General features: G+C 38.7%; 16 protein-coding genes. All 16 read right to left on the reverse strand.

The window, feature by feature from the left end; genetic code table 11:
• Window positions 1–157: 157 nt before the first annotated feature.
• The 16 genes from IEX80_RS14585 to rplA all read right to left on the reverse strand — a co-directional run bounded on the left by IEX80_RS14585 (window position 158) and on the right by rplA (window position 22,123).
• Window positions 158–1,585: an oligosaccharide flippase family protein gene (locus IEX80_RS14585; protein WP_090528630.1), complete on the reverse strand. Its 1,428-nt coding sequence runs from the start codon at window positions 1,583–1,585 to the stop codon at window positions 158–160.
• Between the two features lie 62 nt (window positions 1,586–1,647).
• Window positions 1,648–2,553: a glycosyltransferase family 2 protein gene (locus tag IEX80_RS14590; protein WP_090528633.1), complete on the reverse strand. Its 906-nt coding sequence runs from the start codon at window positions 2,551–2,553 to the stop codon at window positions 1,648–1,650.
• A 106-nt stretch (window positions 2,554–2,659) separates the two neighbouring features.
• Complete coding sequence (locus IEX80_RS14595; protein WP_167516050.1) at window positions 2,660–3,256, reverse strand: acyltransferase; 597 nt, start codon at window positions 3,254–3,256, stop codon at window positions 2,660–2,662.
• A gap of 99 nt (window positions 3,257–3,355) precedes the next feature.
• Entirely contained in the window at window positions 3,356–4,273 is a 918-nt protein-coding gene (locus IEX80_RS14600; protein WP_188833327.1) for an NAD-dependent epimerase/dehydratase family protein, read from the reverse strand.
• A 12-nt stretch (window positions 4,274–4,285) separates the two neighbouring features.
• Window positions 4,286–4,819 carry a dTDP-4-dehydrorhamnose 3,5-epimerase gene (gene rfbC / locus IEX80_RS14605; RefSeq protein ID WP_090528643.1) on the reverse strand — a complete coding sequence of 178 codons (534 nt, stop codon included), beginning with the start codon at window positions 4,817–4,819 and terminating at the stop codon, window positions 4,286–4,288.
• Between the two features lie 31 nt (window positions 4,820–4,850).
• Entirely contained in the window at window positions 4,851–5,927 is a 1,077-nt protein-coding gene (gene rfbG, locus IEX80_RS14610; protein ID WP_090528646.1) for a CDP-glucose 4,6-dehydratase, read from the reverse strand.
• A gap of 41 nt (window positions 5,928–5,968) precedes the next feature.
• Window positions 5,969–6,739, reverse strand: coding sequence for a glucose-1-phosphate cytidylyltransferase (gene rfbF / locus IEX80_RS14615; protein WP_090528649.1), 771 nt, complete (start codon window positions 6,737–6,739; stop codon window positions 5,969–5,971).
• A gap of 27 nt (window positions 6,740–6,766) precedes the next feature.
• On the reverse strand, window positions 6,767–8,008 hold the full coding sequence (locus tag IEX80_RS14620; protein WP_090528652.1) for an acyltransferase family protein: 1,242 nt from the start codon (window positions 8,006–8,008) through the stop codon (window positions 6,767–6,769).
• 87 nt (window positions 8,009–8,095) lie between these two features.
• Window positions 8,096–10,495: a GumC family protein gene (locus IEX80_RS14625; protein ID WP_188833328.1), complete on the reverse strand. Its 2,400-nt coding sequence runs from the start codon at window positions 10,493–10,495 to the stop codon at window positions 8,096–8,098.
• 9 nt (window positions 10,496–10,504) lie between these two features.
• The gene (locus IEX80_RS14630; RefSeq protein ID WP_090528659.1) at window positions 10,505–11,326 is read right to left on the reverse strand and encodes a polysaccharide biosynthesis/export family protein; all 822 of its coding nucleotides are present in this window, start codon (window positions 11,324–11,326) and stop codon (window positions 10,505–10,507) included.
• A gap of 160 nt (window positions 11,327–11,486) precedes the next feature.
• The gene (locus IEX80_RS14635; RefSeq protein WP_090528662.1) at window positions 11,487–11,798 is read right to left on the reverse strand and encodes a DUF3467 domain-containing protein; all 312 of its coding nucleotides are present in this window, start codon (window positions 11,796–11,798) and stop codon (window positions 11,487–11,489) included.
• Between the two features lie 225 nt (window positions 11,799–12,023).
• Window positions 12,024–16,313 (reverse strand): DNA-directed RNA polymerase subunit beta', encoded by a 4,290-nt coding sequence (rpoC, locus tag IEX80_RS14640; protein ID WP_188833329.1) that lies wholly within the window; start codon window positions 16,311–16,313, stop codon window positions 12,024–12,026.
• Between the two features lie 145 nt (window positions 16,314–16,458).
• Window positions 16,459–20,262, reverse strand: coding sequence for a DNA-directed RNA polymerase subunit beta (gene rpoB, locus IEX80_RS14645; protein ID WP_188833330.1), 3,804 nt, complete (start codon window positions 20,260–20,262; stop codon window positions 16,459–16,461).
• 193 nt (window positions 20,263–20,455) lie between these two features.
• Window positions 20,456–20,839 (reverse strand): 50S ribosomal protein L7/L12, encoded by a 384-nt coding sequence (gene rplL / locus IEX80_RS14650; RefSeq protein WP_022833154.1) that lies wholly within the window; start codon window positions 20,837–20,839, stop codon window positions 20,456–20,458.
• A gap of 64 nt (window positions 20,840–20,903) precedes the next feature.
• Window positions 20,904–21,422, reverse strand: coding sequence for a 50S ribosomal protein L10 (rplJ, locus tag IEX80_RS14655; protein ID WP_090528670.1), 519 nt, complete (start codon window positions 21,420–21,422; stop codon window positions 20,904–20,906).
• 2 nt (window positions 21,423–21,424) lie between these two features.
• Window positions 21,425–22,123 (reverse strand): 50S ribosomal protein L1, encoded by a 699-nt coding sequence (rplA, locus tag IEX80_RS14660; RefSeq protein ID WP_090528673.1) that lies wholly within the window; start codon window positions 22,121–22,123, stop codon window positions 21,425–21,427.
• Window positions 22,124–22,150: the final 27 nt, after the last annotated feature.

Raw genomic sequence — 22,150 nt, forward strand, 5'->3', positions numbered from 1 at the left:
ACGGCAATAACATTCACGCTAAAAAAGATCAACCTGAAATAGCCCGATCCCATAAAAAGTATAAGCGAAAGAAAAATAGTTTTTAATTTCATCTATTTACCGTTTAACCCCCAACACTGCCATCTACGCATTATTATATTAAAAAAACTAACCACAGTTATTGATTTTCACGTTTAAAAAAAGCTTTAATGCTACTATTATTAAAGTACAGTATAACAAAGAATATCAAAGCACATACTCCTATTCTTAAGATCAAGCTATTATCTGGTATAAATATACCAATAGCTATTACCGCAAGTGAAGCTATTGAAGGCTTTATCATAACTGAAAACGTTAGCTTCAATGATCTGTAGAAAACCAAAAACAATAATGGCGTAATAATCAAATATGATAAAAAATATGCCAGCGCTTCGCCTTTTGCCCCATAGTACGACCCAAACCACAATACAGGAGTACATAATATAGCGTTCGCTATACCGCATATCGACAAAATCCTTTGTTTATCTGCTGCCATCCAAAGTGTTCCGACCAAACCCTGGATAGTAAATAAGAAAACAAACCAAATTTGATATTTAAAAATAAAAATAGCGGGCAGATAGTCCTTTCCGAATACAATGAGGATTATCTCCTTGCTGAAAATTGAAAAGAACACGCATATCAGCAATAAAATATTAATAAACAATGGCATCAATTGCTGAATCTTATCTTTAAAACGTTCGGCATTGTTAACCCATAACACGCTTACGTTAGGAAAAAAAGAAGAAAGTGCAAGAGTTGTAATTAATTTTACGGGCTGTGTAAGCCTGTTGCTTGTATTAAAGTATCCTAACTCAGCATTACTACTATTTATTTTCAAAAAGTTGTTTGCCAAAAAGTTTATCGGAAGATTTACCACGATTAGTATAAAGTATGGCAAAGCCTGACCAAAAATGTTTTTCACTGTCGCCGCAAAATCAACTATTTTGTTATCTAACAATTTAGCTTGTTTTAACGCAAAGTAGGCAACCACTATGTTTATAAACAACACTATAGTGTAGGTGATAAACATAGTTTGATAAGTAAACAATTTATTACTTATGACAAAAATGAAAACTACCCAAATGGCTAATGTTATTGATTTTAACACTCCGGGATAAAGCATTCTCTGATGAGCCATATAAACAGCTTCAGAAGTATCCCAAAAGTTCAACGACATTATATTAATACTTAAAATAACAAACGTAAATGCATCATAAGGAGATACCAACCAGCTGTACAGGCCTAATAAAATAATAGACCCAATAAATCCGATACCCTGCAGGTAAATACCAGCCCAAAAAATTGTATTTGATTGATTCAGATCTCTGGCTATATTCCGAATTAAAATATTCTTAATCCCGATAGAAGCTATGGTAGCAAATAACTGTCCCTGCACAAGTAGGTAACTAAATTCACCAAAGCCTTCTGATTTTAATCTCCGGGCTATATAAATTAAGCTCAGAAGGTTAAAAACCTGATAAACCAGGTTACCAAAAACCAACTCGCTAAAGTTTTTTACAACTTTTAAGGTACCTACTTTTTTAAACTTCGCTACTAAACTAACCATTATCAAATTAAAATCTTTTTTCAGGCTGTAAAAATGGGATGGATCATCGCCTTACCTATTCACTATATCTTTTTAAACAACCCTACCATTAGCCCTTTTATATATACACCAACCTTATCAGGAAAATAATCTCTGAAAATGTACCTGTATACAAACTTAGGAAGCATCCATAATTGCTTGCCAATGCCATATACCAGGTTTTTGGCGGTTCCATGTTTCTTAATCAGATAGAAATAATTACGTGCGGTATAAAACAACGCTTCATTTGATGGGAACCGCCTTCCTTTTTCACCTGCGCCATCTTTCCATATATGTTCATGCCAGCAATGAACATCAGTGGTAACCGCTATCTTAATACCATGTTTGACTGCCCGGTAAAATACATCTGTTTCGTCGCCGTATAAAAATATCTTCTCATCGTAAAGACCAACTTTTTCCCAAAACTCCTTTTTAACCATATACATTCCTCCACAAACAAAAGTCACCTCTTTATAAGCCGGGATAGAAGCATCAAGTTTAGATCCTACATAATGTTTCTTTATCACAAAATCCTTAGTTGAAATCTCACCTCCGTATTCGCGAATTATGGGCGATCTTTTTTCATAAAAAATCACCGGGCATATAACTCCATATTCAGGCTTTTCTTCCATTATTTCAGCCATACGGGTAAGGCTGCCCTTTGGAAGGTACATATCCTGAATTATAAAAATGATGTGCGTACAATCCCGGGTCATGGCATATTTTATCCCGGCATTGAAGCCACCTGCTACACCACCATCTTTCTCAAGCTCAATAATTGTTGAATTTGTGTAATAGTCCCTAACTTTCTTTTTATAGCCGGGTTTTGAACCGTTATCAACAATTACGTGTTCATACACTTCATCTTTAAACTCATTATAAAAACTGCACCACTGGTCAAATTGATAATCTTCATCATGAGCCGTTGTAACAACAAGGATTTTATTCATAAAATAATTTTTCTATTATTAATAAGGATATTTTGAAACAAACATTAAATATTATTAAAGCCAAACAAAGATTGTATTAAGCAACTTCTGCGGCTTGTAAACACGGTTAAACTTTTTCCCATAAACCCGATTCTGCATTATATTTTTTTATGATTTTGGCAGGTGCTCCAGCAATCACACAGTAATCAGGATACTTTCCACTTACAACGCTATTAGCGGCAATTACACAATGCCTGCCTGTTTCGGTGCCCGGAAGTATAACCGAGTTGTTATAAACATAAGTTTGATCACCCAACTTTACCGGAAAGGTTTTGAGTTTAGTTTTATTTATCGGAATGTTAATATCATCATGCGGATGTATTATATCAGTAATCGTTACGTTTGATGTGACAATTACATCGTTACCGATAACTATTGAATCTGCACAGGTAATATGGCAGTTTGGATGAATTTGAGAATTATCACCTAAAACTAACTTAGGTTCAAATTCCACTCCCGCATAACGTGGCAAAAGTTCTATCCGGCTGTTAGGTAAAAGAATTGCATTATTTCCTAATGTAATTCCTTTAGCAAATACTAATATATTTTGCTTAAAAACTATGGCCTTTTTGCCAACACCGTTAAAAAAAAACTTTAAATAAAATTGTGTAAAAACGTGACGATATGTTCTTCTGATTAACATTAACCTGGAAAAATAATCCATTTTGATTAATGTCTTGAGATATCGGAAAATCTTGTGCAACATACATTGTTACGTTAATAGAACTGAATTTTAAATGTTAATTTGTAACCAGGCAATACGTTATTTAAGCAGATCAAATATCCTCGAAATTTCGGCTCTGATAGATTCTTTACCGGACAAACTGAATCCCGATTTTGTAATCATATCCGTACTTATCGAAACCTCGTTTGCTTCTAAAGGCTGATCAGATTTTATTACCAGTTTGCACTCTTCATTGTACTTATCCTCATAAATCTCTTTTACTATTCCAGCGATCTCAACTATGGTAAAATTGTTTCCGGATGCTCCATTAACGATTGTATTTTCATAATCAGCAAATGATTCGCAGAGCATAATAGTAACGTTTGATAGATCATTCAAATCGATAAAATCTCTTGTTTGCTTTCCGGAACTCATTAATGTGATGGTCTTCTTTTCAACCGCTTCTTTGCAAAAACAATTAGGTACAAGTGTCCATCTATCAATATCTTTATTAACCGGGGCACCATAAATATTAGTAGGCCTCACAATAATGTGCTTTATTGAAGTTGTCCGGCTAAACATCTTAACATAATCTTCGGCCTGCATGTGGGTTATAGCATAATCATTTACAGGCTCAAGCACCGTTTCTTCATTCATTACTCCACTTACCTTTCCATATACCTGGAAAGTTGAAAAGTAAATGAACTTGTTTATGCCGTTGGCCTTACACAGATCAAGACAGTATTTAGTACCCAATACTGTAGTGAGCATAGCTGTTTTAGGATCCAAAGAATCAATATCATTCGCGGCAGCCAAATGGATAAACACGTCATATTGATGCTTAAGTTCTATTTTTATTGGCTGCGTAATGTCCGCCTCATAAAAAACAATTTTTTCTGACTGAACAGAAAGATTGTTTTTTCTACCCAATACCCCTACCGCTTCGCTTTTGTCAATTATTTTATTTAATAAATTTGATCCGATATAGCCTCCGCCTCCGCTTATAAGTACTTTCATAGGTATGCTTGATTATTTTTTTATAAAATCAGGATGAGAATTATCTTTTTCAGAAATTATCGGATTGGTTATGCCCCAGTTAATACCAAATAACGGATCATTCCACCTTATGCCCCTTTCGCTGCCAGGAGTATAGAAGTTTGAAACCTGGTAAAAGATCTCAGAATTATCCTCATTTGTTAGATACCCGTGTGCAAATCCTTCAGGTACATATATCATCTTGTAATTATCTCCGGTTAATTCAACCGATATATGTTCGCAATAAGTAGCTGATTCAGGGCGGATATCAATAATAACATCAGTTATGGCGCCTCTTATACAGCGTATAAGTTTGGCTTCTTCAGCGCCGTCAATTTGGAAATGCATCCCCCTGAGTGTGTTTTTGTGTATTGATTTAGAAAGGTTGCTTTGAACCATGTTATATTTCAATCCCATCTTTTTAAACTCATCAGCACAAAATGCGCGGGCAAAAAAACCACGGTCATCCTGCCTTAAAGAAAGGTCAATTATGTAAGCTCCTTTTAATTTTGTTTCGGTAAATATCATTTTTCTATTATTATATAAAACTATTATACACTTAACCTAAAAAATAGCGCTCAATTTGTTTATAGCTAACCTCTTTCATATCCAAATTATCGCGGTAAGCCTTGGTCCACTCAACGATATTTCCTAACGCGGTTTCTATTCCCCATTTAGGATACCATCCGAGCAAAGTTTTGGCTTTTGAGCAATCCAGTTTTAAATAATTGGCTTCGTGTGGGTTATTGCCGGTGTCCAATCCAAACTGAGCACCATCACCCCATAGCGAACATATCTTATCAATTATCCAGCCTACGTTCTTCGCGTCAGAGTCATCAGGGCCAAAATTCCATCCTTCAGCGTACTTAACACCATCCTGATACAATTTTTCGGCTAACGTTAAATAACCTGAAAGCGGCTCAAGAACATGTTGCCATGGCCTAATGGCATTAGGGTTTCTTATTACAACTTTTTCGTTATTAGTGATAGCACGAATAAAATCAGGTATTAAACGATCAACTGCCCAATCGCCGCCGCCAATCACATTCCCAGCCCTGCCAGATGCCAGGCCAACTCCATGTTGACTATATGCCTCCGGATTGAAAAAAGAATTTCTAAAAGATGATGTCACTAATTCCGAGCAACCTTTGCTATTTGAATATGGATCATAGCCGCCCATCGGTTCATCTTCTCTGTATCCCCAAACCCATTCTTTATTTTCATAGCATTTATCAGTGGTTACATTTACTACCGCTTTTACACTTTTTGTGTTCCTTATAGCTTGTAAAAGATTTACGGTGCCCATCACGTTAACCTCGTAAGTTTCTACAGGGTTTTTATATGATTCTCTGACCAGGGGTTGAGCAGCCATATGTATAACAACTTCAGGTTTCACCTCATCCATAAATTTCGCAAGGGCGTTATAATTCCTGATGTCATTTATTTCAGAAGTTACAAGTTCGTTCACACGAGCGATAGAAAACAAACTCGGAGTTGTTGGAGAAGGCAGCGAATAACCGTAAACTTTGGCACCTAACCTATTAAGTACTAAGCATAACCACGAACCTTTAAAACCAGTGTGCCCGGTTACAAGCACTCTTCTGTTTTTATAAAAGCCGTTAAACAAATTTTCCATAGTGTATTTTTAGTATAAGTACTTATCTATTATAGAAAAAACTACCATTTAATCCATGAGGCAGTACCTGAAGCAATCATTTCTTCGAGTTGCGCTTTATCTCTCACGGTATCCATAGGTTTCCAGAAACCGTGATGTTTGTAGGCGAACAATTGGCCGTCTTTCGCAAGATTCTCGAGTGGTGCCCGTTCAAATATTGTAGTATCATCTTCAAGATAATCGATAACTTCAGGCTGACAAACAAAGAAACCACCATTACTCCATCCTCCATCGCCTTTCGGTTTCTCCTGGAACGACAAAATCTTTTGGCTATCATCAAAGTTTATCAACCCAAAACGGCCTTCGGGTTGTACAGAAGTGAGCGTTATTAATTTGCCGTGAGATTCATGAAAAGCTACCAGTTCGTTTACATCGATGTCGGCAACACCGTCACCATAGGTTAGCATAAATGGTTCGCCGTTTAGGTATTCTTTTACACGTTTTAAACGGCCACCTGTCATTGTTTCTAAACCGGTATCAACCAATGTAATATTCCATGGCTCAGCTTGGGTATCGTGAACCTTTACATCGTTATTTGCCAGGTTGATTGTTACGTTGGATTTATGCAGGTAATAATTGGCAAAATATTCCTTTATCAAGTAGCCTTTATAACCGAGGCAAACAACAAAGTCTGTAAACCCGTAGTGAGAATAAATTTTCATTATATGCCATAATATTGGCATACCCCCGATTTCAACCATTGGTTTTGGCTTAAGTATCGTTTCTTCTGATAATCGGGTTCCTAATCCACCAGCTAATATTACTACTTTCATGCTTAATTATTTAATATTATAAATTGTTTATATGGCTTTAATTTTAACTTGTTCCTCAGTTTTTTTTTTATTATCCACTTCTGCTTTCTTTCCCTTTAACTTTTTGGCTAATTCTCTACCGTAATCATTTATCGGGGTTTCCACATATCTATAAAACACATATGACAAGCCCAGTGTTAATGGTATAAGCAACACCCATATTTCAAACAGTTGCCATTTTTGCAACAGCAAATAAGTAACACTTAATAATAGTAAGGGATGAATCAGGTAAAGGCTATATGATATCTGGCCTAATCGAAGCCAAATAGAATGTAATAACCTCCGTTGAAACAAACTATGAAATGACAAGATGATAAAGGCCAAACTTGCAAACATTTGCACCTCATAACTTATGCTATCAACTATGTAATACAGGGCAGGCACCGGTTCAATAAAATGCTTTAGCCCATCAATACAATAAAGAATAACCATAATAAAGAACAAAACACAGGCAGATAAATTTGAGTAGTTATTTATTTTATTAACCCAAAATTTCAGATACTTATTTAAGTAAGCGCCCAAAATAAAAGGAGACACATAATGTAAAACTTTTGCATCATAGATAATCTTGGGGTTATCGCTTAATAAAGAAAAAGAAAAATGCGATACTAAGATTACTACTATTAAAAACACCGCGTTTTTATATCCATTATTGAGCCGGTCCATCAATAAAATAAAAAGCGGCAATAATATAGATATCTTTATTTCAATTATTAAACTCCACAATGTAGTATCAACATTGTGCGTACCGCCTTGTAAAAAAAGAAATTTAATAAAATTGATTACAGAAACAGGGTGCTCCCACATTTTTTTAAACCAAAAGCTAATTTCAGGGTGGCTGCTAATACCCGGGGTGTAAAAAAGCTTTCTTAAAATTATTGAGAGTACAATAACGATAATAAAAGGCACCCATAATCTAAAAAATCTCTTTACTAAATATTGCTTAAATAGCAGATAATTAACTCTGTTAAATAGTGTTCCTGATAAAACAAACCCGCTTAGTATGAAAAAAAAAACAACGGCTTCATTACCAGCTTTAAAGAACGCTAACGGAGTATAGGTAAGGATATATGCCCACTTTGAGGTGCTATACATAGTGCCCGCATCGGGCACTCCCCAGTAAGTAGCCGCAAAGAATACCGATGAGATCGATAGCAAATGCATCAAAAAAACCTGAGAACTCGCAATCCCTCTTAGTGAATCAAGCTGCTCATACCTATTCCCTGCCATAAAAAATAAATTTTAGTTATCAATAATTCGATGCTGATTATTGTTAGATAGTATTATGAGATCAACTAAATAGTTGATCTCATAATGCTATTTCTTCTTCTTGATGAAGTCAAAAAAGCCCTTTTTTGAGTTTCCCTGATCTATATAATCACCATAGCCATAACCGTAACCATAGCCGTACCCGTAGCCGTACCCGTAACCATAGTACCCGCCTTTCTTAGTCTCGATATCATTAATGACCAAATAAGCTTTTTTCATTTTATTTGATACAACAAGATCATTTATAAGACCTAATTGAGCTTTTAAAGTATAACGCTGCCGTACTATATACAAAGTGAGGTCGGCATATTTCTCAATTAACAATGCATCAGAAACCAAACCTACTGGGGCGCTATCTATAATTATATAATCAAATTTTTTCTTTAATTCTTCAATCATAGTACCAAGCTTGGCGCTGAGTAGTAATTCGGACGGGTTTGGAGGAATGGCGCCTGAACTAATGATGAAACAATCTTCGCTAAACCATGTAGGTTTAATAATTGCGTCAACTTCAACCGTGTTTGATATAGCGTAATTCGTAAACCCGTAGCTATTATCAATCCCTATGTTTTGAGACAGCTTTGGTTTACGTAAATCCAACTCTATAAAAACAACCTTTTTGCCACTCAGAGCCAATACACTACCCAGGTTCAATGATATAAATGACTTCCCTTCACCACTCATGCTTGATGTTACCATTATTACCTGTGGTTTGTCAGCATTTAATAGAAACTGAGAATTTGTTCTCAATCCTCTAAACTGTTCGGAAATGATAGATCTTGATTTATTGGTAACCACTAACGATTGTTCTTCGTCATTGTGGCTAATTTCTCCAACAACCGGTATTTTAGTATGTTCCTCAACGTCATATTTGGAAATAATTTTGACGTTCAACATTTCTCTTATCCCCAGAAAAACTAACGGACAAACAAAGCCCATTATTAAACACAATACAAAAACCAGTGATATTTTTGATTTATCAGGCTCATAGCTGCTTTTAGCCGGGTCTACTACCCTTGCTGTTGAAATGGTTGATGTTTTAGATATTGCTGTTTCTTCCCGTTTTTGCAATAAGTAAACATACAGGTCCTGCTTAACTGTTTGCTGTCTTGTATAATCTAAGAATATTCTTGCCTGGGCGGGCACATTTTCTATTTTATTTAAAGAACTATTGCTTTGATTTTGGAGATTGGCTCTGCTTACGGTTAACCCTTTTAAGTACGAATTGATATTTTTCAGTACGATAAGGCGTAGGCTCTCAATTTGACTATCAAGAGCTTGTATATAAGGGTTTTTTTCGGTGCTTGCCAAACTTTGGCGATCACGATCAAGCAACAATTCATTATAGCGCCCTACAACATCAGAGATAGTTTGATTATCAGATCCTAACGCTGTAACAGGGATAACCTTTTTGTTATTTGGATTATTCAGAAACTTCAACAAATCCTGAACTACCGAAATTTGTACATCAAGTGCACTGATCTGTTTTTGGAAATCGCTTGCAGATCCTATCAAAGCTTTTGATTGTTCATCAACATCGGCAATCTTATTTGTTTTTCGGAATTGCTCAAAACTCTGTTCTACTCCTTGCAATTGCTTGCCTACCAATTCTAACCGTTCGTCAATAAATGTAAGGGTACTATCAGCAATCTGAACTTTATTATCCCTGTTGGCTTTCAGATAAATCTCCATCATCTTATTCAAGATGGCCTCACCCTTTTTTGAATTGGGATAATCTAAAGATAGATTGATCGTAGTGGTCGTTTTACTGGACAAACTTACCTGTACACCTTTAGATAGAGCTTCAACAGAAGATTCGACAGACGCAATATCCACAACGTAACCGATCTTGTCTACCGGGTTTCCTGTCGGATTGAAAACAATATCATATTGCGGTAAACTTACTTTCTGACCATACTTAGCATTTATATCAATATCTTCAACGCTGTTGTGTATATGTATCAAATCATTTTTAACTGTTACATTATACCTTCTGAGATCAATAGAATCGCGTTTATTGGTAACATCAATCGTGAAAGGAGCTTCGTCAAAAAGCTCGGTTTTCTTAATTCTCCCATTTAATCTAATTACAACGTTTAAATTCAACGCCTTTACTACGTTGCTTACGATGTGCCTTGAGTTCAATATCTGAACTTCATTTTCGGCGTTATTAGGGATACCGAATAAAGATGATATATCAGTTAAATTACTTAAGCCGCCTGCCGCAGAACCGCCTCCCCCTGTTTTATCTTCGGGCTCAACTATCATTAAAGCATTAACTTTATAATTAGGAGTGGCATATCTTTTGTAAACTAATCCCACAGCTCCAAACACCACTATACAAATCAAAAACAGCGGCCAGTTTGTGATAACCCTTGCAATGTATTTCTTATAATCAATACCTACTTCTTCCTGAGGTTTTTCAAGACTTTGGTTATTTAAATTCATTCCTGAATATTATTTTCTTGTAAATAAAACGATTAGTACTGACAGTAAGGACCCAACTAAGGTGTAATATCTTGCTTGTGAAGCATCGGTTGTTGAAACTTTACCTGGTCCGGGTTCTACATAAATTATGTCATTTTGATGCAGATAAAAGTAAGGAGAACTCATTATGTCGCTTTTTTTCAGATTAAAACGATATGGAGTTTTAGTACCATCTTTATTTTCACGTATTAATAATACGTTATCCCTTTTTGCGAAAATTGTTAAATCACCTGCCAAAGCGATAGCGTCGAGCACACTTACCTTTTCATTTGGTAAAACATACATTCCTGGTTTGAGTACTTCCCCAGTTACACTTACTTTGAAATTTGCATAACGCACTATTACTGTTGGCTCTTTGTAATATTTTATGGCCTCCGCCTTTATTACTTCAGTAGCTTCAGATGTAGTATAGCCGGCAACTTTGATTTTTCCGAGTATTGGAATGGTAATAAAACCATCTTTATCAACTAAAATACCTAACGATGGTTGCTGACTAACACTCGACAAACTTGTAGGATTTAATGAGGTGCCTGTACTTGGAAACGGAAGATTGCCAACATTAATAGCTGCAGTATTTTGAGGATCGATAGTCTGCACAACAATTGTTAGGATATCATCGGGTTGAATTACCGGAGGTTGATAATCTGCTTTAGAGATCGTTTTCATCTGACCGGAGTCAGCAAGATCTTGAAAATATTTTACCTTTTTGGCCGAATTGCAAGAAAGCAGCCCTGCAGAAATGAATAAAATGAACAGAACTAAAAATGAATTTACAATATGGGATTTTCTCATAGAACTTAGGAATTCATGTCTTTATAGGTGTAAGTTGTAAAACGTTGCAATATATACACTTTTTTCTCAAAAACAACACATTATTATTAAATTTTTCACAAACAAGGCATAAGCATAACTTTTCCTTAACCAAAATGGCATTTTAATATAATATTATCAATTATGCTTGCCCCATTGTACCGCCAAAATTCATAGGGAAACCTGGATGATCAGGCTGTACTTTGATGCGGCCGTTAATGGCTTCATACTTTTCAATGTTATCTTCCAGGGCCGAAAGAAGGCGTTTGGCATGCTCGGGGGTTAATATGATCCGCGATTTTACCCTGGCTTTGGGTACGCCTGGCATTACCCGGATAAAATCCAATACAAACTCAGAGTTTGAATGAGTAATGATAGCCAGGTTTGAGTAGATACCTTCTGCAATTTCTTCTGAAAGCTCAATGTTGAGCTGATTTTCATTTTGTTCTTCCATGCTACTAAAATAACAAAAAGACGTTCTCCATAAACAGCCTTTTTTTGAGGTGATTATTGAGCCTTGTTTTACTTTCGATAACATGGATCAACCCCATTGTGACCTTGCGCAAGGTCGAACGTAGAACAGAGATGTTTTACCTTTGTTTTAACAATTTTAAAAAAAGTTATAAAAAAAGCCTCCCGGAAACCGGGAGGCTCAATAAAATATTTAAACAGTTGAAAATTAAGCTTCCAACTCTTCTGCTTTCGAAGCCATCAGGCGGTCAAATTCTTCCTGTGAGCCTACACGGATATTTTCATACTCGCGTAAACCGGTACCTGAAGGTATTAAGTGACCTACGATAACGTTTTCTTTCAGGCCAAGCATATTGTCTTTTTTACCTGCGATAGCTGCTTCGTTCAGTACTTTGGTAGTTTCCTGGAACGACGCTGCCGAGATAAACGACTTCGTACCTAACGATGCCCTGGTGATACCTTGCAGTATCGGACTTGACGTTGCAGGGATTGCGTCACGTACCTCAACCAATTTAAGGTCGCGGCGTTTCAATACTGAGTTTTCATCGCGTAAGCGGCGTAATGAAACTATCTGCCCAGCTTTCAATGTAGTTGAATCGCCTGGGTCAACAACAACTTTCTTGTCATAAATCTCGTCGTTCTCGTTCATAAAATCCCAGCCGTCAACAGCTTCACGTTCTAAGAAACGGGTATCGCCCGCGTCTTCGATCTGAACTTTCTGCATCATCTGGTGAACGATAACCTCAAAGTGCTTATCATTGATCTTCACACCCTGTAAGCGGTAAACTTCCTGGATACCGTTAACAAGGTACTCTTGTACTGCGGCAGGGCCTTTGATAGCAAGGATGTCTGAAGGTGAAATTGAGCCGTCAGACAATGGCATACCGGCTTTAACAAAGTCATTATCCTGTACAAGGATGTGTTTTGAAAGCGGTACAAGGTATTTTTTAATCTGGCCATCCTTCGACTCGATGGTGATTTCGCGATTACCACGTTTAACACCACCTAAAGTTACCACACCATCAATTTCAGTCACTACAGCAGGGTTTGAAGGGTTACGTGCTTCAAATAACTCGGTTACACGTGGTAAACCACCTGTAATATCTCGTGTTTTACCGGTTGAACGTGGGATTTTAGCAATAACCTGACCAGTTTGTAACCTGTCGCCTTCATCAACAGCGATGTGTGCACCTACCGGAATGTTGTATCCTTTAATGATGTTACCTTTATTATCTGTGATCTGGATAGCCGGGTTTTTAGTTTTATCCCTGGTATCGATGATCACTTTTTCGCGGTGACCGGTTTGCTCGTCACTTTCTTCCCGGAAAGTGATGCCTTCCAATACAGCATCAAACTGAGCAATACCCGCAAATTCAGAGATAATTACCGCGTTGTACGGATCCCATGAACAGATACGGTCGCCTTTGGTAATCTTGCTGCCATCTTTTACATACAGGTATGAACCGTATGGAATATTATTAGTAACAATTACTTTATTGCTTCCTGCTTCGATAATACGGAACTCGCCCGAACGGCCTAATACCACATCAACAGCGCCGTCTTCGGCAGTTTCATAAGTAACGGTACGTACGTTCTCAAACTCGATGATACCATCAAACTTAGCGTTGATCTGAGATTCAGCAGCGATGTTTGACGCGGTACCACCCACGTGGAATGTACGAAGTGTTAACTGTGTACCCGGCTCACCGATTGACTGTGCAGCAATTACACCAACAGCCTCGCCTTTTTGCACGCGTTTACCGCTTGCAAGGTTACGGCCGTAGCACAATGCACATACACCACGTTTACTTTCGCAGGTTAATACCGAACGGATCTCGATACCTTCTAACGGTGAATTCTCGATCTTTTTGGCAACCTCTTCGGTAATGTCCTGACCAGCCACTGCTAACAGTTCGTTAGTAATAGGGTCATGAACATCATGTAAAGTGGTACGACCTAAAATACGGTCATATAAAGGCTCAACAATGTCCTCGTTATCTTTCAGTGCAGTTGTGTAGATACCTCTTAAAGTACCGCAATCAACCTCACCAACAATCATATCCTGGGCAACGTCATGCAACCTACGTGTTAAGTAACCAGCATCCGCTGTTTTCAACGCCGTATCCGCCAAACCTTTACGGGCACCGTGGGTAGAGATGAAGTACTCCAATACCGACAAACCTTCTTTAAAGTTTGAAAGGATCGGGTTTTCGATGATCTCACCACCTGAACCTGATTTTTGAGGTTTAGCCATCAAACCACGCATACCTGCAAGCTGACGGATCTGCTCTTTAGAACCACGGGCACCTGAGTCAAGCATCATGTAAACAGAGTTGAAGCCCTGGTTATCGTTGCTCAGGATGTCCATCACGTTAGCAGTTAAGCGGTTGTTGATACGTGTCCAGATATCGATGATCTGGTTGTAGCGCTCGTTGTTGGTAATGAAACCCATGTTATAGTTGTTCATCACCTCATCAACCTGTTTAGAAGCAGTATCAATCAGGGTTACTTTTTCTGCAGGGATATTGATATCCTTCAGGTTAAATGATAAACCACCCTGGAACGCCATTTTAAATCCTAATTCCTTAATATCGTCAAGGAACTGGGCAGCACGCGCCATACCGGTGATTTTTACTACTTCACCAATGATATCACGAAGTGATTTTTTGGTAAGCAGTTCATTGATATAACCTACCTCGGTTGGTACATGCTGGTTAAACAACACACGACCTACAGTGGTATCAATAATTTTGTTTACGATTTTGCCATCGCGCTCTTTAACTAAAGCTTTAACTTTAATAAACGCATGCAGATCAAGTTTTTTCTCGTTATAAGCGATAATTACTTCTTCTGCAGAGTAAAAAGTTAAACCTTGTCCTTTAACCACACGTGTTTCATCAGTTTTACGGCCTTTGGTTATGTAGTACAAACCAAGCACCATGTCCTGAGATGGTACAGTAATAGGCGTACCATTAGCAGGGTTAAGGATGTTGTGCGAAGCAAGCATCAGGATTTGGGCTTCCAAAATTGCCGCGTTACCAAGTGGTACGTGAACGGCCATCTGGTCACCGTCAAAATCCGCGTTGAATGCTGTACAGGTTAATGGGTGCAATTGGATCGCTTTACCTTCAACCAGTTTTGGCTGGAACGACTGGATACCTAACCTGTGCAACGTAGGCGCACGGTTTAGTAATACAGGGTGTCCCTTCAATACGTTTTCCAAAATATCCCAAACTAATGGGTCTTTACGGTCAACAATTTTTTTGGCAGATTTTACTGTTTTAACCACACCACGCTCAATCATTTTACGGATGATAAATGGTTTAAACAGCTCGGCAGCCATATCTTTTGGTAAACCGCACTCGTGTAATTTAAGGTTAGGACCTACAACAATTACCGAACGGGCAGAGTAATCCACACGTTTACCTAATAAGTTCTGACGGAAACGGCCTTGCTTACCTTTCAGGATGTCTGAAAGTGATTTCAAAGCACGGTTACCTTCAGTTTTTACCGCGTTAACTTTACGTGAGTTATCGAATAACGAATCCACAGCTTCCTGCAACATACGTTTTTCGTTACGTAAAATCACCTCTGGTGCTTTAATCTCAATCAAACGTTTTAAACGATTGTTACGGATAATAACACGACGGTAAAGGTCGTTCAAATCTGAAGTAGCGAAACGGCCACCTTCCAGTGGTACCAACGGACGCAACTCAGGCGGGATAACCGGAACAATCTTAACAATCATCCACTCAGGGTTATTCTCGATCCTGGTTTTTGCATCACGGAAAGCTTCAACAACCTGTAAACGTTTTAAGGCTTCGTTTTTACGTTGCTGAGAAGTTTCGTTTGCTGCCTGGTGACGCAAGCTGAATGATAATTCGTCAAGGTCGAGGCGTTTTAATAACTCTTCCAAAGCCTCGGCACCCATTTTGGCAACAAATTTCTGAGGATCTTTATCGTCAAGGTACTGGTTTTCTTTTGGAAGGGTATCCAATACGTCAAGGTATTCTTCTTCAGTAAGGAAATCCATTTTGTTGATTCCGTCTGCTTCTTTAATACCCGGTTGGATAACTACGTAACGCTCGTAGTATATAATAAGGTCGAGCCTTTTTGTAGGCAAGCCTAATAAATAACCAATTTTGTTTGGCAATGAGCGGAAGTACCAGATGTGTGCAACAGGCACCACCAGGTTGATGTGGCCCATACGCTCACGACGTACTTTCTTTTCGGTTACTTCAACACCGCAACGGTCGCACACGATACCTTTGTAACGGATACGTTTGTATTTACCGCAATGGCACTCATAATCCTTAACCGGACCAAAAATACGCTCGCAGAACAAACCATCACGCTCGGGTTTGTAAGTACGGTAGTTAATGGTTTCCGGCTTTAAAACTTCACCGCTTGAACGCTCAAGGATAGACTCTGGAGAGGCTAAACTGATGGTAATGGTGGTAAAGTTACTTTTGATTTTATTATCCTTTTTGTAAGACATATCTCTTTTTTTGTAGGTTAAAGGTGAAAGGCGAAGGGCGAAAGGTTTTCCTTTTCTGCCGATTCCTTCTCCTGTTATCTAATGACTTTTAAAGGGTGAAAGGTAAGGGACATAATCTTTTACCTTTCACCTTTATCCTTTTACCTTATTCTAAGGTGATATCCAAACCTAAGCCGCGTAACTCGTGAACCAATACATTGAATGATTCAGGAACTGATGGCGTTGGCAGGTTTTCACCTTTAACAATAGCCTCATATGTTTTGGCGCGGCCGATAACATCATCCGATTTAACGGTTAATATCTCCTGCAGGATGTTTGATGCACCAAATGCTTCCAGTGCCCAAACCTCCATCTCACCAAAACGCTGGCCACCGAATTGTGCTTTACCGCCCAATGGTTGCTGAGTGATCAATGAGTACGGACCGATTGAACGGGCGTGCATCTTATCATCAACCATGTGACCTAATTTCAGCATGTAGATAATACCTACAGTAGTTTGCTGATCAAAACGATCACCTGTTAAACCATTGTATAAGTAAGTACGGCCTGATTCTGGTAAGTTGGCTTTCTTAATCCACTCTTCCACTTCTTCATGGCTTGCACCGTCGAAGATTGGAGTAGCAAATTTAACACCAAGCTCTTTACCGGCCCAGCCTAATACGGTTTCATAGATCTGGCCCAAGTTCATACGTGAAGGTACACCCAGTGGGTTCAACACAATATCAACCGGTGTTCCGTCTTCAAGGAAAGGCATGTCTTCGTCACGTACAATACGTGCAACGATACCTTTGTTACCGTGACGACCCGCCATTTTATCACCTACTTTAAGCTTACGCTTTTTAGCGATATAAACTTTAGCCATTTGCACGATGCCTGATGGAAGCTCATCACCCACACTGATAGCGAATTTATCACGACGGTAAGCACCCAACTCTTCATTGTACTTAATGTTGAAGTTATGAAGAAGGATCTTGATCTGATCGTTTTTATCGTCATCAGTAGTCCATTTAGTTGGGTTAATGTTATCGTAATTAAGCTCAACTAATATTTTTTGGGTGAATTTAACACCTTTAGGAACCTGTAACTCTTTATAAACGTTATAAACACCTTGCGAAGTTTTACCGTTAACAATCTCAAATAACTTTTCGATCAAGGTATTTTTCAGATCTTTTACAGCTTTATCATGCTTGTTATCCAATTTCTCTAACTGTGCTTTTTCTTCAGCTTTTGAAGTTTTCTTAGCACGAGAGAACAATTTGGTATCAATAACAACACCGGCAATTGACGGCGGGGTTTTCAATGAAGCATCTTTAACGTCGCCGGCTTTATCACCGAAGATAGCGCGTAACAGTTTTTCTTCCGGTGATGGGTCTGACTCACCTTTAGGGGTGATCTTACCAATCAGGATGTCGCCTTCTTTAACCTCGGCACCTACACGGATGATACCGTCTTCGTCAAGGTCTTTAGTAGCTTCTTCTGATACGTTAGGGATATCTGGTGTTAACTCTTCCTCACCACGTTTAGTATCACGAACTTCAAGCTCGAACTCTTCAACGTGGATTGAAGTAAAGATATCTTGTGAAACAACACGCTCAGAGATTACAATCGCATCCTCAAAGTTATATCCCTGCCAAGGCATGAACGCTACTTTAAGGTTACGGCCCAATGCAAGCTCGCCATTCTGGGTAGCGTAACCTTCGCAAAGTACTTCACCTTTTTCAACCCTCTGGCCTTTTTTAACAATAGGCTTAAGGTTCATGGTGGTGCTTTGGTTGGTTTTCTTAAACTTGGTTAATCGGTAGCTTTTGCTATCTCCTTCAAACGAGATCAAACGATCAAGTTCGTTACGGTCATATTTAATACGGATTTCGTTAGCATCAACGTACTCAACCACACCATCGCCTTCGGCGTTGATCAGGGTACGGGAGTCTTTTGCAACACGACCTTCCAAACCAGTACCAACAATTGGCGCTTCAGGGCGCAACAATGGTACGGCCTGGCGTTGCATGTTTGAACCCATCAATGCACGGTTGGCGTCATCATGCTCTAAGAACGGAATCAGCGAAGCCGCAATTGAAGTAATCTGGTTTGGAGCGATGTCCATCAAATCCAGACGCTCTGGCTCGATAACCGGGAAGTCACCTTCGAAACGTGCTTTTACACGTGGCAATTCAAACTCACCTTTGTCATCATATACCGCGTTTGCCTGGCCAATGGTTTTACCGTCTTCATCTTCAGCAGATAAATAGATAACCGGCTCATCAACCATAACTTTACCGTCAACTACACGTTTGTACGGAGTTTCGATAAAGCCTAAGTTGTTGATCTTAGCGTGTACGCAAAGTGATGAAATCAAACCAATGTTCGGACCTTCGGGAGTTTCGATAGTACACAACCTACCGTAGTGGGTATAGTGAACGTCACGAACCTCGAAGCCTGCACGCTCACGCGACAGACCGCCGGGGCCTAAGGCTGACAGACGACGCTTGTGCGTGATCTCTGCCAGTGGATTGGTTTGGTCCATGAACTGTGATAACTGGTTTGTTCCGAAGAACGAGTTGATCACAGATGATAATGTACGTGCGTTGATCAGGTCGGTTGGTGTGAACACCTCGTTGTCACGGATGTTCATACGCTCACGAATGGTACGGGCCATACGTGCCAAACCTACGCCAAACTGAGCATAAAGCTGCTCACCAACGGTACGCACACGACGGTTTGACAAGTGATCGATATCATCCACCTCAGCTTTTGAGTTGATTAATTTGATCAGATATTTAACAATCGCGATGATATCCTGCTTGGTTAAAACTTTAGTTTCTTCCGAAGTGCTCAGTTTCAATTTACGGTTGATGCGGTACCGGCCCACATCACCCAGGTCATATCTTTTATCTGAAAAGAATAAACGATCGATGATACCACGAGCTGTTTCTTCATCAGGTGGTTCAGCGTTACGTAACTGGCGGTAGATATGTTCAACCGCTTCCTTCTCAGAGTTGGAAGTATCTTTCTGTAAGGTATTGTATATAATAGTATAATCACCGCTGGTTGAAGCGTCTTCCTTGTTAAGGATAATGGTTTTAACACCCGAGTCAATGATCATATCAATATGGTCGTCTTCCAGTAAGGTTTCACGCTCAAGGATAATCTCATTACGAGGGATAGAAACTACCTCACCGGTATCTTCATCCACAAAGTCTTCGATCCATGTTTTAAGTACCCTTGCAGCAAGCTTACGGCCAATATATTTCTTAAGGCCTGATTTGCTTACTTTAACCTCGTCGGCCAGTTCAAACAGCTCTAATATATCTTTATCAGAGTCATAACCAATGGCGCGAAGCAACGTAGTAACCGGGAATTTCTTTTTACGGTCAATGTAAGCATACATCACGTTGTTAACGTCTGTAGCAAACTCAATCCATGAACCTTTGAAAGGAATAACACGGGCCGAGTATAATTTTGTACCGTTGGTATGGCGGCTCTGACCAAAGAACACACCTGGCGAACGGTGTAACTGTGATACAATTACACGCTCGGCACCATTAATAACAAATGTACCTTTTGGCGTCATATATGGGATAGTACCCAGGTACACGTCCTGTACAATTGTTTCAAAATCTTCGTGCTCCTCATCATTACATGACAGGCGAAGCTTTGCTTTTAATGGTACGCTGTAAGTTAATCCGCGTTCGATACACTCTTGTATATCATAACGGGGCGGATCAATAAAGTAGTCAAGAAACTCCAGGACAAAGATGTTTCTTGAATCTGAAATAGGAAAGTTTTCGGCAAACACTTTAAACAGCCCTTCTTTATAACGGTTGTCGGAAGTGGTTTCCAATTGAAAAAATTCCTGGAAAGATTGTAACTGAACATCCAGAAAATCAGGGTAATCAAGTACCTTTCTACTGGTTGCAAAGTTTACTCTTTGATTATTATTGTTTGCCAAGGTATTTAAATTTTAGTTATTAATTTTTGTAGATGTGAGACTTGAGACATGAGATCTGAGATATGAAATAGCGATTTGAAAAATCTCAAATCTCATATCTAATATCTCACATCTAATTCAAAACCTTTATAAACAGCAATAGACCCCGACCGTTTATGGTCGGAGTCTTGATGCTATATTTCAGTAGGTTAAATTACTTAACCTCAACTACTGCTCCGGCTTCTTCTAATTGTTTTTTCAAAGATTCAGCTTCTTCTTTAGTTACACCAGTTTTAAGTTCTTTTGGTGCACCGTCAACAAGATCTTTAGCTTCTTTCAAACCAAGGCCAGTTAAGTCTTTTACTAATTTAACAACTGCTAATTTAGCGCCACCTGCTTCTTTCAGGATAACGTCAAATGCAGTTTGCTCAGCAGCAGCTGGAGCAGCATCGCCACCGTCAGCAGCAGGAGCAGCAACTGCTACAGCAGCAGCAGCAGGCTCAATACCATACTCATCTTTTAATATTTGAGCTAATTCGTTTACTTCTTTTACTGTTAAGTTTACCAACTGTTCAGCAAACGCTTTTAAATCCGCCATTTTATTTAAATTTTTACTTTTAATGCTTTTTGTTTGTTATTGTCGAACTTTTGCGAGGCGTTCGTTAACCTCTTTCCTGTAATGTTTTTACAAGGCCTGCAATTGTAGTTCCGCCTGATTGTAGTGCAGAAAGTACGTTTTTGGCAGGTGATTGTAGTAAGCCAACTATCTCGCCGATCAGTTGTTCTTTTGATTTCAGTTTGGTTAAAGTATCTAACTGGTTATCACCTATAAATACTGCCGAATCAATATAAGCTGCTTTTAAAATTGGTTTTTCACCTGTTTTCCTTAATTGTTTGATCAACTTTGCCGGAGCAGTTGCTGACTTTGAGAAAAGGATTGATGATGAACCTTTTAATACATCATATATAGGGCTGAAATCGCCGCCTGCAGCTTCCATAGCTTTTTTGATCAAGCTATTTTTGGTTACCTGCATCGTAATGTCGTTTTCGAAACATTTACGGCGGATGTTGTTGATCTTGGCTACAGTTAAATCAGAGGTATCAGTGATATAAAAATTACCATACTCTTTGATTTGCTCAGTTAGGGCTACAACAAGGTCGTATTTTTCTTCTTTATTCATGATTAGATCCCCGCTACTGATTTAGTTTCAACTGTAATTCCAGGCGACATAGTTGAAGAGATATGAATGCTCTTGAAATATGTTCCTTTTGCTGCAGAAGGTTTTAATTTAGAGATTGTTTGCAATACTTCTAATGCATTCTCATAAATTTTATCTGCAGAGAAAGATGCTTTTCCTATTGAAGTGTGGATGATACCGGTTTTGTCAACCTTGAAATCGATTTTACCACCTTTTACCTCAGTTACAGCTTTACCAACTTCTGGGGTAACTGTACCTGATTTAGGGTTTGGCATAAGGTTACGCGGGCCTAAAATACGACCTAAACGACCTACCTTCGCCATAACACTTGGCATAGTAATGATAATATCAACATCAGTCCATCCGCCTTCAATCTTGGCAATATAATCATCCAAACCTACGTAATCTGCACCTGCGTCTTTAGCTTCTTGTTCCTTATCAGGAGTACAAAGCACTAATACACGTACAGTTTTACCGGTTCCATGAGGTAATGTTGCAATACCACGTACCATTTGATTGGCTTTACGCGGGTCAACACCTAAACGAACGTCTATATCAACTGATGAATCAAATTTAGTAAGGGTTAATTCCTTTACCAATGCAGATGCATCCTGTAATGTGTACGATTTGTTTGCCTCAATTTTGGAGAGTGCCACTTTTTGATTTTTTGTTAATCTTGCCACTGTCTTTAAACTGATTTGTATAAATTA

It is taken from the genome of Mucilaginibacter rubeus, assembly GCF_014643835.1.
GTDB classification, from domain to species: domain Bacteria; phylum Bacteroidota; class Bacteroidia; order Sphingobacteriales; family Sphingobacteriaceae; genus Mucilaginibacter; species Mucilaginibacter rubeus.